The sequence below is a fragment of the Longivirga aurantiaca genome, assembly GCF_042660085.1.
Taxonomy (GTDB): Bacteria; Actinomycetota; Actinomycetes; order S36-B12; family CAIYMF01; genus Longivirga; species Longivirga aurantiaca.
The window spans coordinates 561494-574897 of sequence record NZ_JBHSTI010000008.1 but is presented as its reverse complement, the minus strand read 5'-3'; the positions used below and the strand labels follow the sequence as shown (position 1 = coordinate 574897).

The 13404-nt window shown below is 72.9% G+C and carries 12 protein-coding genes and 1 tRNA gene; 7 read left to right on the top strand and 6 right to left on the bottom strand.

Going from position 1 to position 13404, the window contains the following annotated elements:
- Nucleotides 1-21: 21 nt before the first annotated feature.
- Nucleotides 22-684 (top strand): TetR/AcrR family transcriptional regulator, encoded by a 663-nt coding sequence (locus tag ACFQGU_RS06655; protein ID WP_386764951.1) that lies wholly within the window; start codon nt 22-24, stop codon nt 682-684.
- Nucleotides 685-939: 255 nt separating this feature from the next.
- Here ACFQGU_RS06655 and ACFQGU_RS06650 read toward each other — a convergent pair.
- Nucleotides 940-1013: transfer RNA gene (locus tag ACFQGU_RS06650), tRNA-Met, on the bottom strand.
- A 91-nt stretch (nt 1014-1104) separates the two neighbouring features.
- A complete protein-coding gene (locus ACFQGU_RS06645) occupies nt 1105-4077 on the bottom strand; it encodes a UPF0182 family membrane protein (protein WP_386764949.1) in 2973 nt (990 codons plus the stop codon).
- 112 nt (nt 4078-4189) lie between these two features.
- Between ACFQGU_RS06645 and ACFQGU_RS06640 the strand changes: the two genes are divergently transcribed.
- Nucleotides 4190-4801 carry a PPA1309 family protein gene (locus ACFQGU_RS06640; protein WP_386764947.1) on the top strand — a complete coding sequence of 204 codons (612 nt, stop codon included), beginning with the start codon at nt 4190-4192 and terminating at the stop codon, nt 4799-4801.
- A gap of 18 nt (nt 4802-4819) precedes the next feature.
- Here ACFQGU_RS06640 and ACFQGU_RS06635 read toward each other — a convergent pair whose 3' ends face one another.
- From ACFQGU_RS06635 to ACFQGU_RS06625, 3 genes are all read right to left on the bottom strand, one after another.
- Complete coding sequence (locus ACFQGU_RS06635) at nt 4820-5884, bottom strand: YlbL family protein (RefSeq protein ID WP_386764945.1); 1065 nt, start codon at nt 5882-5884, stop codon at nt 4820-4822.
- A complete protein-coding gene (locus ACFQGU_RS06630) occupies nt 5881-6114 on the bottom strand; it encodes a hypothetical protein (protein WP_386764943.1) in 234 nt (77 codons plus the stop codon). The genes ACFQGU_RS06635 and ACFQGU_RS06630 overlap by 4 nt, the downstream gene beginning before the upstream one ends.
- Before the next feature lie 77 nt (nt 6115-6191).
- Entirely contained in the window at nt 6192-7349 is a 1158-nt protein-coding gene (locus ACFQGU_RS06625; protein ID WP_386764941.1) for an NAD-dependent epimerase/dehydratase family protein, read from the bottom strand.
- Nucleotides 7350-7403: 54 nt separating this feature from the next.
- On the opposite strand from ACFQGU_RS06625, the gene ACFQGU_RS06620 reads away from it, so the two are divergent.
- Complete coding sequence (locus tag ACFQGU_RS06620) at nt 7404-8768, top strand: zinc-dependent metalloprotease (RefSeq protein ID WP_386764939.1); 1365 nt, start codon at nt 7404-7406, stop codon at nt 8766-8768.
- Nucleotides 8765-9298: an NUDIX hydrolase gene (locus ACFQGU_RS06615; protein WP_386764937.1), complete on the top strand. Its 534-nt coding sequence runs from the start codon at nt 8765-8767 to the stop codon at nt 9296-9298. The genes ACFQGU_RS06620 and ACFQGU_RS06615 overlap by 4 nt, the downstream gene beginning before the upstream one ends.
- Nucleotides 9299-9358: 60 nt before the next feature.
- On the opposite strand, the gene ACFQGU_RS06610 is transcribed toward ACFQGU_RS06615, so the two are convergent.
- Nucleotides 9359-10156, bottom strand: coding sequence for a SprT-like domain-containing protein (locus ACFQGU_RS06610; RefSeq protein WP_386764935.1), 798 nt, complete (start codon nt 10154-10156; stop codon nt 9359-9361).
- Between the two features lie 406 nt (nt 10157-10562).
- On the opposite strand from ACFQGU_RS06610, the gene ACFQGU_RS06605 reads away from it, so the two are divergent.
- The 3 genes from ACFQGU_RS06605 to ACFQGU_RS06595 all read left to right on the top strand — a co-directional run bounded on the left by ACFQGU_RS06605 (nt 10563) and on the right by ACFQGU_RS06595 (nt 13310).
- Nucleotides 10563-11387: a UbiA family prenyltransferase gene (locus ACFQGU_RS06605; protein ID WP_386764933.1), complete on the top strand. Its 825-nt coding sequence runs from the start codon at nt 10563-10565 to the stop codon at nt 11385-11387.
- A gap of 307 nt (nt 11388-11694) precedes the next feature.
- Complete coding sequence (locus ACFQGU_RS06600; RefSeq protein WP_386764931.1) at nt 11695-11853, top strand: DUF5679 domain-containing protein; 159 nt, start codon at nt 11695-11697, stop codon at nt 11851-11853.
- 143 nt (nt 11854-11996) lie between these two features.
- Complete coding sequence (locus tag ACFQGU_RS06595) at nt 11997-13310, top strand: ArgE/DapE family deacylase (protein WP_386764929.1); 1314 nt, start codon at nt 11997-11999, stop codon at nt 13308-13310.
- Nucleotides 13311-13404 lie beyond the last annotated feature (94 nt).

The following is a 13404-nucleotide window of genomic DNA, read 5'->3' as shown; positions in this document are numbered from 1 at the left end:
CGGCTGCCCTACGATCGCCGCATGAAGAGCGGGGTGTCCGGCACCGGTATCCGTCGAAACGCCCAAGGCCAGCGCGCGCGCGAGGAGATCCTTGACGCTGCATCCCGCGTCATGTCCGAGTACGGCTACGAGGGCGCCAGCATCTCCGCGATCATCAAGGAGTCGGGTCTCCAGAAGAGCTCCATTTACTGGCAGTTCGACTCCAAGGCAGCCATCGCCGCGGCCGTCATGGAGCGTGGAGCCCGCCGGTTCTTCGACTCCACCGGCGCCATCCGGGTGCGGGGCAAGGCCGGCAGCAGGCTCCAGGCGTACCTCACGCACATCGCCGACAACATCGACGAGCACGAGGAGTTCCTCCGGCTCTTCCTGACGCTGCTCATCACCAACCGCGACCCCGACGTCGCGCAGGTGCTGGACCGCGTCCGGAGCGAGGCCAACGCACGGATGCGCGAGTTCATCGCCATGGCGTTCGAGGCGGAAGGCCCCGAGGTGGCCGGGATCATCGGAGACCGCCTTGCCGGCCTCGGCGTCGCCCTCTTCGACGGCTACTTCCTGGCAGCCCAGATCGACGGCGTCGACGGCCGCAACCAGCGCGTGCGCGACATGGCGCAGGCCCTCGAGCACTACGGCACTGACATCGCGTCGCAGCAGCACAGCGCAGCGGCCCGGCGTGAGCGGCGCTGATCGCGGGCTCCCTCCGCCACGAGAGCCCGCGAACTCGTCGAAGGCCCGGACCCGTATGGTCCGGGCCTTCGGTCTGCGTAGCGGGGGCAGGATCCGTCGTGGTGGGGCAGGCACCTGCAAGGGCGGCGCTTCGCGCCGGACGGCAGTCGCCTGCGGCGCTCCTCCCAAATCCTGCCCCCGCTGGGGGCAAGACCGAAGGCCCCGCGTACGACGAAGGCCCTGACCGTGAGGGTCAGGGCCTTCGGTCTTGCGAAGTAGCGGGGGCAGGATTTGAACCTGCGACCTCTGGGTTATGAGCCCAGCGAGCTACCGAGCTGCTCCACCCCGCGGTGATCGGGTTGCCCCGATTGCTGTGACCTCACCATACGTGAGCCGCCCGGCCTCCTCCAAATCCGTGCGGGGAGGCCGGGCGGACGCACGTCAGGCGGAGGCGCCGGGGCTCGGTGTCGCGGACGGCGTCGCGTCGGGCGACGGCGTCACCGGCGTGGTGATGCCGAGCTCGAGCGATGCGGCAGCAGCGGCGTCCAGGGCGGTCTGCAGGTCGGCCTGGGCCTGGCCGTAGGCCACCCAGTCCTGCACCTTGAGCGCCTCCTGGCCGGCCGCGTACGCCACCTGGGCGTCCGAGATGGCCTGCGCGAGCCGCTGCTCGGCCGTGCCCTCCCCCGGTGTCGGGGTCGGTGTCGGAGTGGGCGTCCCGTTGCCGTTGCCGTTGTCCGGCGGCGTCACGGGGACTCCGTCGAACACGTCGCTGAGCGCCTGCTGCAGCGTGTCGCGCATGGCCACCTTGCTGCCGTAGCCGACGAGCACCTTCTGCAGGAGCGGGAAGCCCTCGCCGGACGTCGCCCGCACGTAGACGGGTTCGACGTACAGCACGCCGCCGGCGACCGGCAGCGTCAGCAGGTTGCCGAGGTCGACGTCCGAGCCACCGCGGCGCAGCAGCGAGAGCTGCGAGGCCACCGTGGGATCGGACTCGAAGTTGTTCTGCACCTGTTTCGGGCCAGGGATGGTCGTCTGGCTCGGCAGCTGCAGCACGCGGATCGTGCCGTAGTCGGGGCCAGGCTCGGAGTTGACGCCCATGAAGGCGGCGAGGGTGTCGCGCCGCTGCGGGGCGTACGTCGTCGTCAGCGAGAACACCGGCGCCGGCGACCCGGGCAGCTGCACCTGCAGGTAGTAGGGCGGCTGCGCGACCGACGTGGTGGTGCGCGTCGGATCGTTCGGCACGTTCCAGAAGTCCTGGCCGCTGAAGAACACGTCCGGTGCGGTCACGTGGTAGCGCGCGAAGATCAGGCGCTGCACCTTGAAGATGTCCTCGGGGTAGCGCACGTGGTCGAGCACCGCCTGCGGCATCGACGCGCGGGGCTTCACCTGGTTGGGGAAGACCTTCATCCACGTCTTGAGCAGCGGGTCGGTGGTGTCCCACTCGTAGAGGGTGACGGTGCCGTCGTAGGCGTCGACCGTGGCCTTGACCGCGTTGCGGATGTAGTTGATCTGCGTCCGCGGCTGGGTGGTGAGGTTCGAGGCGCGCTGCGACAGCGCGTCGGTCGTCGCGTCGCCGAGCGAGGTGCTCGACGCGTTCGGGTAGCGGTTGGTCGTCGTGTACGCGTCGACCATCCAGAGCACGCGGCCGTCGGCCACGACCGGGTACGGGTCGCCGTCGACCGTCAGCCACGGCGCGACCTTCTCCACGCGGTCGCGGGGGTCGCGCACCTCGAGGATCTTGGACTCCTCGTTGACGAGGTCCGAGAGCAGGATGTTGGTGTCCTGGTACTTCGCGGCGAACAGCACCTTGTTGAGCGGGTTGCCGATCGGGATGCCGCCCGCACCGGTGTAGGTGTAGACCGCCTGACCGTCCGGCGCGTTGTCGTCCGGGTAGTCGAGCTCGCGCGGCGCCGAGCCCTCGGGCGCACCGACGATCGAGTAGTCCGGGGCGTACTCGCCGTAGTAGATGCGGGGCTGCTTCACGTCGAGCTCGCCCACAGGCGGCAGGTCGCTCTCGAAGAACGCCGGCGAGCCACCGGCGTTGGCGGTGTTGTCGTACGCCGCGACCACGCCGAAGCCGTGCGTGTAGAAGATGTGGTTGTTCGCCCAGTTGCGCTGCGAGTCGGGCAGGCCGGCGAGGTAGAGCTCGCGGACGGCGATGATCGCGCCGCGGCGCTCGTCGTTGATCTCGTAGCGGTCGACGTCGAGCGAGTCGGGGAAGCGGTAGTTCGACCGGATGCCCTGCAGCTTGTTGAACGTCGGCGACACGATGGCCGGGTCGAGCAGGCGGATGTTGTCGATCGTGCCCTTGCTCGCCTCGATGGCAGCCTCGCTAGGGGCGTCGGTCGCCGCGTAGGGCGTCACGACCACCTTGTCGAGGCCGTACGAAGCCCTCGTGGCGTCGATGTTGCGCTGGATGTACGGCCGCTCGCGGTCGAGCTCGGTCGGCTTCACCTGGAAGTTCTGCACGAACGCCGGGTAGACCGAGCCGATGATGATCGACGAGCCGAGCAGCAGCACGAAGCCGGTGACGGCGAGCGTGAACCCGTCCCGGAACGCGCTGGCGAAGAACAGGAGCGCGCAGACCACCGAGATGATCGCGAGGATCGTGAGCCCCGGCAGGAGCGCGTTGACATCCTTGTAGGTGATGCCGGGCACGAAGTCGTCGGTCGAGAGGGAGAGCTCGTACCGGTCGAGCCAGAAGCCCACGCCGCGCAGCAGCACGAACACGCCGGCCAGGATCCCGAGGTGCACCTGTGCGGCGCGGCTGAAGCGGTCGTCCGCCGGCTGCAGCCTGATGCCGCTGTAGAGGTAGTGCACGACGAGCGACGCGAGGAACGCGAGCACGATCGCCGCGGTCAGGAATCCGAGCACGAACCGCAGGAACGGCAGCGTGAAGACGTAGAACGAGATGTCGAGGCCGAACTGCGGGTCGGTCTGGCCGAAGTCGGTCGCGTTGCGCCACTCGAGCCAGGTCTGCCACTCCGCCGACGCGCTGACGCCGGCGAGCAGGCCGAGGAACCCCGGCACCGCGATGAAGAGGAACCGGCGTACGGGAGCGAGGGCCTGGCGGTAGCGCTCGAGGCTCGCCTGCTCCGGCGACATGGTCGGGAACACCGGCCGGAAGCGGTACGCCAGCCACATGTTGAGCCCGACGATCGCCGCCATGAGCAGGCCGAACACGATCAGGAGCCCCACGCGCGTCATGAGCGTGGTCGAGAAGACGCTCTGGGCGTCCACCGACTGGTACCACAGGAGGTCGGTCCAGAAGCCCGTCAGGATGACGAACGCCAGGAGCAGCACCCCCAGGATCACGAGGGTGGTGATCAGGGTGCGGCTGCGCCGGCCTGCGGGCTCGGCGACGACGAGGCGCGGACCGCGGCCGCCGTCACCAGGGGGATTCTCGTAGCTCACGAGTCGCACCCTACGTGGCGGCTCATCACGTGGCCTTCCGTGAGGGTCCGCGACGTACGACGTCGGCGGACCGGAGGTGGGTCTGATCGGGTGGAGGGGGCACAATCGCGGCGTGACGAGCGACGACCACTCCCCCCTCCCCGACGACGATCAGGCGACCGTGACGGTTCCCGGCGTCCCCGCCGACCCCGAGGCGCTGGCGGCCGCCGCCGCGGCGATGCGGCTGGTGGAGCTCGTGCGGGAGATCGAGAAGCACGTGGCCGACCTCGGGTGGGACCAGAACCCGCGCATCTTCGCGCTCGCCCGCACCAGCGAGCTCGTGGCGCTCGAGCCCGCCCTGGCCTCCGCGCTCGGCGAGGCGGCGGCGGACCCGACGTCGCTCACCCCCATCGAGCAGGACCACCTCGACCACAGCAAGCCGCTCGACGAGGTGCTCGCCACGACCGCGTGGCCCGACGAGGTGCAGGGGGCCGCCCTCGTGCTCGAGCGCGTCATGCTGCCGCCGTCCGCCGAGGACTCGCTGCCGGACGACCAGGCCGGGCTGGCCTCGGTCGTGGCCGAGCACCCCGAGCGCCAGGACGTGCGGATGGCCGTCGTCGTCACGCGCGGGGGCGGGCGGATGTGCGCGCTGCGGCTGCGGTCGCACGACGCCGACGACCAGGTGCTCGTCGGCGAGCAGCTCGTGCCCCGTCTCGCCGACGCCCTCCTCGCCACCTTCCGCTGAGCGGCCGCCCGCGCCGCCTCAGGGCGTGCAGGGCGTGAGGGGGGTGCCCTCGCGGTAGGCGTCGACCTGCGCGACGGCCTCGTCGAGGGTCGCGACCCTCGCGATCGTCAGGCCGCTCGGCACACCGGCCGCCAGGGCCTCGGCGCAGTTGTCGGCCGGTACGAGGAAGAACGTCGCGCCCGAGTCACGCGCACCGGCCAGCTTCTGCGCGATCCCACCGATCGGGCCCACGGTGCCGTCGGGCTCGATCGTGCCGGTGCCGGCGACGAACCGTCCGTCGACGAGCGAGCCCGGCGTCAGGAGGTCGACGATGCCGAGGCTGAGCATGAGGCCCGCGCTCGGGCCGCCGACGCTATCGAGCGTGATGTCGATGTCGAACGTCGCCTGGTAGGTGATGCCGATCGAGATGCCGAGGAACGCCCGCGAGGAGTCCTGCGGGTTGGTCCCGGTCACCACGTCGACGTCCTCGGTCTTCTCGTCCGCCCCGCGCCTCACGATGACGGTCACCGTGTCGCCGGGGGTGACGCCGGTCATCGCCGCGGTGACGTCGACGGGCTCGGAGACCCTCGCGCCGTCGACCGACACGATCTCGTCGCCCGGCTCGAGCTTCCCGTCGGACGGCGACCCCGTGATCACCGAGGCCACGATCGTCACCTCGCGCACGGGCAGGTCGAGGTGGTTGAGCGCAGCGGCGATCGCGAGCGCTGTGCTGTCGGAGAAGGCGCGCTCGTTCTCTGCGCCGACGTCGATGTCGCCGAGGTCGTCCGGGTAGAAGACCTCGCGCGGCAGCACCTTGGTGTCGGGGTCGGCCCAGCCCGTGAGCAGGCGCATCGTGAGCACACCGCTCTCGGGCCCGCCGCGCTCGCTCACCGTGGTGAGGTCGAGGTGCCCCGACGTGGGATAGGTCCGGGTGCCGGAGATCTCGATGAGCGGCGTGCCGTCGACCTCGCCGATGGTGTTGTACGTCGGCCCCGGCGACAGCTCGAGGTACGGCATCGGCACGAAGGCCACGACGAGGGACAGAGCGACCGCGAGGACCACGGCCCCTGCCCGCCACGCCGTCTGCCGGCGCGCGAGGTTCACCGCGAGGTGCCGTCAGCCGTCGGCGGCAGGTCGTCGGCGGCGACGGGGGCGCCGTTCGCGTCGCGCCGCAGCGGCGGCATCGGCTTCTCCATCGCCTGCCGGAAGCGGGCGAGGTCGTCCATGCCCTGGTGGGCGTCGACGGGCTTGGGGTCGCGGCTGCGCCAGATCATCCAGACGACGCCGATCAGCAGACCCGCGAGCGGGATCAGCAGCCAGCCGAGGACCTCCATGCGGGTAAGCCTACGTCGCCCCCCGGACCGCCCGCGTCGGCCACCACCCGCTCGGGCCCGCTGAGCACGCGAGAGGGTCAGCGGCCGCGAGCACGGCGGGCGGCGCGCACGAAGGCCGCAGCACCGAGCACCGCGACCGTGGCGCCCGCCGCGGACGCTCCCGCGACGGCGGCGTCGCGCTTGCCGATCCGCCGTCCGGCGATGGCGGTGGCCCCGCGCACCTCGGCGAGCACGGCCTCGAGGTTGGCCTCGTTCGTGTGCGTGGGGCGCCAGCCGAGAGCACGCAGCCCCGCGCTCGAGACGACCAGCGGGTGCATCGCGTACGCGAGCTCGCTCGCCGGGGCGGGCGTGACGCCGACCCGGTGCAGCCGCTCGGCCGTGGCCAGCGCGAGCGCGGCAGGCACCTCGACCCGCTTCATGCCCGAGATCTCCTCGATGCGGCGCTGGTCGAGGTAGCCGTCGCTGCCCGCGGTGAGGACCGGCGGCACGTCGGCCACGGCTGCGACCACGAGCGCCGAGGCGAGGTCCTCCACGTGGCAGAACTGCCACGCCGGCGAGGTGTCCTTGATCGACAGCAGCCGGGGCGCCGAGAAGTGCCGCGTCACCAGAGTGTCGACGCCGGGCCCTACGAGGGCCGCCGGCCGTACGACGACCACCTCGAGACCGGGGTGCACGCGCCGGGCGTCCTCGGCCACGCGCTCCATCTCGAGCAGGTCGGCCACGATCCCCTCGGGCACTGCCAGCAGCGGCGCGTCCTCGGCGAGGGGGACGGCGTTGTCGGGCAGGGCGCCGTACACCGACGCGCTCGTCACGATCACCACCCGCTTCACGCCCGCCGCAGCGGCGGCCGTGACCACGGTCTGCGTGCCGCGCACGTTGAGCGCCGACCGCGCCGAGGGCGCGGCGTCGAGCGACCAGTCGACCGCGAGGTGGATCACGGAGTCCATGCCGGCGAGCCGCTGGGCCAGCACCGGGTCGCGTACGTCGCCGACGCGCCACAGGACGCCCTCGGACGCTCCGCGCCGCACGTCGTACGCGAGCACCTTGCCGACCTCGGGGGCATCGGCCAGCGCCCGCAGCAGCACGGTGCCGATGGCGCCCGCGGCGCCCGTGACGGCGACCGCGCGGCCCACCTTGCGCGAGCGGGAACTCTTCCGCCCGTTCGCGGAAGGCGTAGGGCCGTTGCCCTGCGCAGCAGTCACCGGTCTCCCCCTCGAAGTTACCGTGGTCGGCATGAACGCCTCGCCGACCCCCATCCTGCCCCAGCGCGTCCCGGCAGGAGCAGCCCGATGAGCGGCAACCTGCCTTTCGGCTTCACCCCGCCCGGTGACGACGACGGGCGCGACGGCGGCAGCGGAGGCTCCGGTCCGCTCGGCTTCGGTGCCGGCGGCCCCGGCGGCTTCGACATGAGCCAGCTCGGCGAGGCGCTCCAGCAGCTCGGCCGGATGATGTCGCAGGGCGGCGGCCCGGACGCTGGCCCGGTCAACTGGGAGCTCGCCCGTGACGGCGCCCGCCAGCTCGTGATGGCCGAGGGCGACCCCTCGGTCAACGCCACCGAGCGCCGCGAGGTCGAGCAGGCGCTCGACCTCGCCTCGCTGTGGCTCGACCCCGTCACCTCGTTCCCGGCCACGTCGTCCGGCGGCGGCGCCTGGAGCCGCAGCGAGTGGATCGAGTCCACGCTGCCGTCGTGGCGGCGCATCGTCGAGCCGGTGGCCGCACGCGCCAACGAGTCGATGCAGGCGATGCTGCCGCAGTCGGGCCTGCCCGAGGGGCTCCCGCCCGAGCTCGCCCAGATGGCCGGCCCGCTCATGGGCATGGCCAAGCAGATGGGCGCGTACATGTTCGGCTCGCAGCTGGGCCAGGCCATCGGCACGCTGTCCGGCGAGGTGCTCGGCGCGGCCGATGTCGGCATCCCGCTCACCGACGACGGCCGCTCGTTCCTGCTGCCGCGCAACGTCGCGGCGTTCGGCGAGGGCCTCGGCGTCCCCGCGGACGAGGTGCGCCTGTACGTCGCCCTGCGCGAGTCGGCCGCCCAGCGGCTCTTCGCGCACGTGCCGTGGCTGCGCTCGCAGATGACCGCCGCGGTCGAGGCGTACGCCACCGGCATCCACATCGACCAGTCGAAGATCGAGGAGGCCGCGCGCGGCGTCGACCCCTCGAACCCCGAGAGCCTTCAGGAGGCGATCGCGTCCGGCGTGTTCGTGCCCGAGGACACCCCGGAGCAGAAGGCCGCGCTCGCGCGGCTCGAGACGCTGCTCGCGCTCGTCGAGGGCTGGGTCGACATCGTCGTGTCCGAGGCCGCCGGCGCGCGCCTGCCGTCGGCCGACCGGCTGCGCGAGGCGATGCGTCGCCGTCGCGCCACGGGCGGCCCGGCCGAGCGCACGTTCGAGACCCTGGTCGGCCTCGAGATGCGGCCGCGGCGTCTGCGCGAGGCCGCCCAGCTCTGGGCGGCCGTGCACGAGGCGCGCGGCGCCGAGGGCCGCGACGACCTCTGGGGCCACCCCGACCTGCTCCCGCACGCCGAGGACCTCGACGGCGACGAGGCGATCGAGGCCTTCGTCGAGCGCAGCAAGCCGCTCGACCTGTCCGGCCTCGACGAGCTGCCCTCGGTCGACGACCCGCAGTCCGGCGACGACGCCGCTCCTCCGGCGTGAGCCTGCAGGCCGACGTCCGGTCCGTGCTCACGGGCTGGGCGGCGCCGGACGACGCCCAGGCGGCGCTGCGCGACCGCTACGTGGCCTTCGTCGACGAGCACGACGACGCGGTCTTCCGCGCGTGCGTGCCCGGGCACATCACGGCGTCCGCGCTCGTGATCTCGCCCGACCGCACCCGCGTGCTGCTCACGCTGCACCCGAAGGTCGGGCTCTGGCTGCAGATGGGCGGCCACCTCGAGCCCGCCGACGCGACCCTGCGCGACGCCGCCGCCCGCGAGGCGCTCGAGGAGAGCGGCATCGCCGGTCTTGCCGTCGGTGCGTCCCCGGTGCGCCTCGACCGGCACCGCGTCACCTGCCACGGCGGCAGCGACCACCTCGACGTGCAGTACGTCGCCGTCGCGCCGCGGGACGCCGTCCACGTGATGAGCGAGGAGTCGCTGGACCTCGCGTGGTTCGACGTCGACGCGCTGCCCGACCTCACCGACGACGCCCTGCGCCGCCTCGTCGCCGCAGCCCTCGCCCTCCCCTGACCCACCCCCCCAGCTGAGACTGATCGATCCGTCGTCTCCCGGCTGGGAAGCAACGGTTGATCAGTATGAGCGGGTGGGTGGGAGGTGGACGGCGCGGTCAAAGAGCGGCTCGGTGGTGTCGAGGCTGACCTGGGTGCGCCGACGGCGCGGCGCAGGGGCAGGCGCGGCCGCAGCGGGTGCCGCAGGGTCACGGACGTCGATCTCGCTCGGCGCACCGCCGGCGGCGTCGGCGGCGTCGTCCTCGTCGGGCTCGGCACGCAGGCCCAGCCCGGTCGCGTGGTCGACGCCGGCGAGGAACGCGCGCGACTCGACGAGCCGCGGGTAGCGGGCCATCCAGGCCTCGAAGTCGGGGCCGTGGTCGGAGACCAGCAGGTGCACGAGCTCGTGCAGGAGCACGTAGTCGACGACGTGCTCGGGCATCGAGTGCAGGCGGTCGGACAGCCGGATCGAGCCGTCGAGCGGCGTGCAGGAGCCCCAGCGCTTCCTCTGGTTGGAGACGAACCGCACCGAGGTGGGCACGGCGCGGCCGTCGAGGTGGCGGCGCGAGAGCAGCCGCGCGCGGGCCATGAGCTGGTCGTCCGAGCGCGCCGACCTCTTCTCGCGCGCGACGAGCTTGCCGACGAGCTCCTCGACGTACGGCTTGATGTCCGCGCGCGACATCCGGTGCGGCACGACCACGATCGTGCGGCCGTCCTCGCGGTAGGCCGTGACGCTGCGCCGCCGCCGGGTGCTGCGGCGCACCTCGACGTCGGGCGGCAGACCCGGGATCTCGACCACGTGCTGGCTCATCGCGACGACAGTACGACGCCCCGCCGACACCGCGTCGCGCGCACCGCCGACCCGGCGTACGTCGTTCACGCGCCCGTCATCGCACGGCCGTCAGGGCAGCCTGCGTGACCGGCCAGACACGTCCACCGACCAAGAACTTTTCCCCCACAGGCAGGGGATTGCGTCGGTGCAGGTCAGCCCCGGCGTGTCGTGATCATCCACGGCGCCGTCCCCAGGCTCGTCCACCTGTGGTCCACAGCGCCGCGCCGTGATGTCCCCAGCCAGTGCACAGCTGCGTCCACAGGGAGGTTCACCGCGACGTTGACCAGCGTTCGCGCGGACACCTAGGTTCCTCCTTCGACAGGGCCCCCGGGAGAACGGGCCGGTGTCCGCAAGGGGAAGGCGGACAGCGGCTGCGAGACCCGGGGGCTCTCGTCGTCCCCGTGCCGTCGAGAAGGCGTCAGACTGCCGCGATGACCCCCGGTGCGGCGCGACCGTGAACGGCCGCTCGGCGCGCGCACTGCTCGACGCGAGCCACCCGCTGCCGACCGCCGCGGTCACCGCCGTGGTCGCCGGCCTCGCGCTCGCCGCCGGACGGGACGCCGTCGGCGTCGCCCTGGTGGCGGCCGCCGTCCTCTCCGGTCAGCTCTCCGTCGGCTGGTGCAACGACGCCCGCGACGCCGACCGCGACCTGCGCGCGGGCCGCACCGAGAAGCCGGTGGTCCGCGGTGACATCAGCGCGCCGGCGCTGTGGGTCGCGGCAGCGCTCGCGCTCGCGGCCACCACCGCTCTCTCGTACGCAGCCGCCGGCCCTGTCGGCGGCACCGCGCACGTGCTCGCCGTCGCCTCGGCGTGGTGCTACGACCTCTGGCTGAAGCCGACCGTGCTCTCGCCGCTGCCGTACGCCGTGTCCTTCGGCCTGATCCCCGCGTTCGTCACCTACGGGCTCACGCCGCCGACGGCGCCCGCCGCGTGGCTCACCGCCGCAGCCGCCCTGCTGGGGGTCGGGGCTGGTCTTGCGAACGCTGTGCCGGACGTCGAGAGCGACCTGCGGGTGGGCGCCGGCGGGCTCGTGGCACGCATCGGCCCGAGGGCCTCGGCGGTCGCCGCGCTCGGCTGCGTCGCGGCCGCTGTCGGGCTGCTGCTCGCCAACCTCGGGCTCGGCGGGCTGCTCACGGCCGTCGTCGCGGGGATGGCAGGCGCGGCCTCCGCCGTCGTGCTCGTGCGCGGCTCGGGCAGGGCGCTGTTCCGCCTCGTGCTGGTGCTGGCGCTGCTCGCGGTCGGGCTCCTGCTGGCCGCTGCGGGGTCGCTGACGGGGTGAGCGGCCACCGTCGGCGCCGTCCGCGGGGCCGCCCCGCGCTCAGCCCCGCACCGCCGCACGACGCCGCCGTCGGGTGGTCCGAGGCGTTCTCGGTGCGGCTATATGGTGTGATTTGTCATATATCGTCCCTTTACTCACGTCGCGAACCACGCGCGCCTGCGCGAGTCGGACGGTGAAGCCGCGTAGGGTCGGTGACGCCCAGGCCACCCCGGTGGCCCGTGCTGCGGACCGGCACCGAACACCGCCCCGCTCGCGGGAGAACGGCGCCCGGCCCTAGGCACGTACCCACACCAGGAGGAGGACCCCCATGGCTGACGAGAGCTACACCGGCGAGGCGTACTGCGTGAAGTGCAAGGAGAAGCGCGAGTTCACCGGCGTCGTCGTCGAGAAGAACGGCCGTCGCATGGCGCAGGGCATCTGCCCCGTCTGCAACACCAAGGTCAACCGGATCCTCGGCAAGGCCTGACGGCCACCGTTCGTCCACGCGAAGCCCCCGACCGCCTGCGGTCGGGGGCTTCGTCGTGCGCAGCCCCTGCCGACGCCGTACATCGGGAGCGCGATGCCCCCCTCGGGTCCCCTCGCCCGCGGCGCATCCCTAGGGTGCTCGACATGACCGCGCCGACCTCCCCCGGACTCGTCCCCGACGACAGCACCGCCGTCGCCACCGTGCTCGCGGCCGTGGACGCCCAGCGCGAGGACGCCGTCGGCCTGCTCGGGCACCTCGTCGGCATCCCGAGCATCGGCGGCAGCCCGGCCGAGGTCGAGATCCAGCACGTCATGGCCGACCTCCTGCGCGACGCCGGCCTGGACGTCGAGGTCTGGGACATCGACCTCGACGCCGTCACCTCGGACCCCGCGTTCCCGGGCCAGGAGGTCGAGCGGCGCGCGGCCGTGGGCGTGCTCGGCACCATCCGCGGCGCGGGCGGCGGGCCGAGCCTGCTCATCGACGGGCACACCGACGTCGTGCCCCCAGGCGACCTCGACCAGTGGGACGCCGACCCCTTCACGCTGCGCCGCGTCGACCGCGACGGCGTCGAGGTGCTGCACGGTCGCGGCGCGTGCGACATGAAGGCCGGCGTCGTGGCGTCCGTGGTGGCGCTGCGCGCGCTGCGCGCGGCCGGCGTGCGGCTCGCGGGCGATCTCCTGTTCGCGCCGGTGGTGGGCGAGGAGGACGGCGGGCTCGGCACGTTCGAGCTCCTGCGCCGCGGCGTTCGCGCCGACGCGTGCGTGATCCCCGAGCCGACCGACATGGACATCGTTCCGGCCAACGGCGGGGCGCTGACCTTCCGCCTGAAGGTGCCGGGCCGCGCCGTGCACGCGTCGCGGCGTACCGAGGGGGTCAGCGCGATCGAGAAGTTCATCTCGGTCTTCCACGCGCTCACCGACCTCGAGACGAGCCGCAACGAGGTGGTCCACCCGCTCATGCAGCGCTGGCGCCTCGCCTACCCGCTGTCGATCGGCACGGTGCAGGCGGGCGACTGGGCCTCGACCGTTCCCGACCTGCTCGTGGCCGAGGGGCGGCTCGGCGTCGCGCTCGAGGAGACGCCCGAGGCCGCCCGCGCCGCGCTCGAGGCGGCCGTGGCCGCGCTGTGCGCCGCCGACCCGTTCCTGCGCGAGCACCCGGTGCGGGTCGAGTGGTGGGGCGGGCAGTTCGCCCCCGGGCTCTCGGACTGCCGTGAGCTCACCGACCTGGTGCAGGGCGCGCACCGCACGTCCTCGCCGTCCGCGCGCGTGCAGGAGGTGTACGGCGGCCCCTACGGCAGCGACCTGCGCCTGCTCGCGCCGCACATGCCCGTGCTGCAGTACGGCCCCGGCGACGCGCGGCACGCGCACGCCCCCGACGAGCAGGTGACCACGGACGACATGCTCGCCACCGCCCGTGCCCTCACCCTCGCCGCCCTCGCCCACTGCCGCCTGGCCTGAGCGTTTGCGGCTGAGGTTTGCGATGAAGGGGGCCTTCGTTGCTAAGAACGCAACACAGTCGGCCTTCACCGTGACCGCGCACCGCGCGTAGCGC

Coding starts and splice junctions, on each gene's coding strand:
- ACFQGU_RS06655 (WP_386764951.1), top strand. CDS start 22: ATGAAGAGCGGGGTGTCCGGCACCGGTATCCGTCGAAACGCCCAAGGC.
- ACFQGU_RS06630 (WP_386764943.1), bottom strand. CDS start 6,114: ATGGAGGTCCTCGGCTGGCTGCTGATCCCGCTCGCGGGTCTGCTGATC.
- ACFQGU_RS06625 (WP_386764941.1), bottom strand. CDS start 7,349: ATGCCGACCACGGTAACTTCGAGGGGGAGACCGGTGACTGCTGCGCAG.
- ACFQGU_RS06620 (WP_386764939.1), top strand. CDS start 7,404: ATGAGCGGCAACCTGCCTTTCGGCTTCACCCCGCCCGGTGACGACGAC.
- ACFQGU_RS06600 (WP_386764931.1), top strand. CDS start 11,695: ATGGCTGACGAGAGCTACACCGGCGAGGCGTACTGCGTGAAGTGCAAG.
- ACFQGU_RS06595 (WP_386764929.1), top strand. CDS start 11,997: ATGACCGCGCCGACCTCCCCCGGACTCGTCCCCGACGACAGCACCGCC.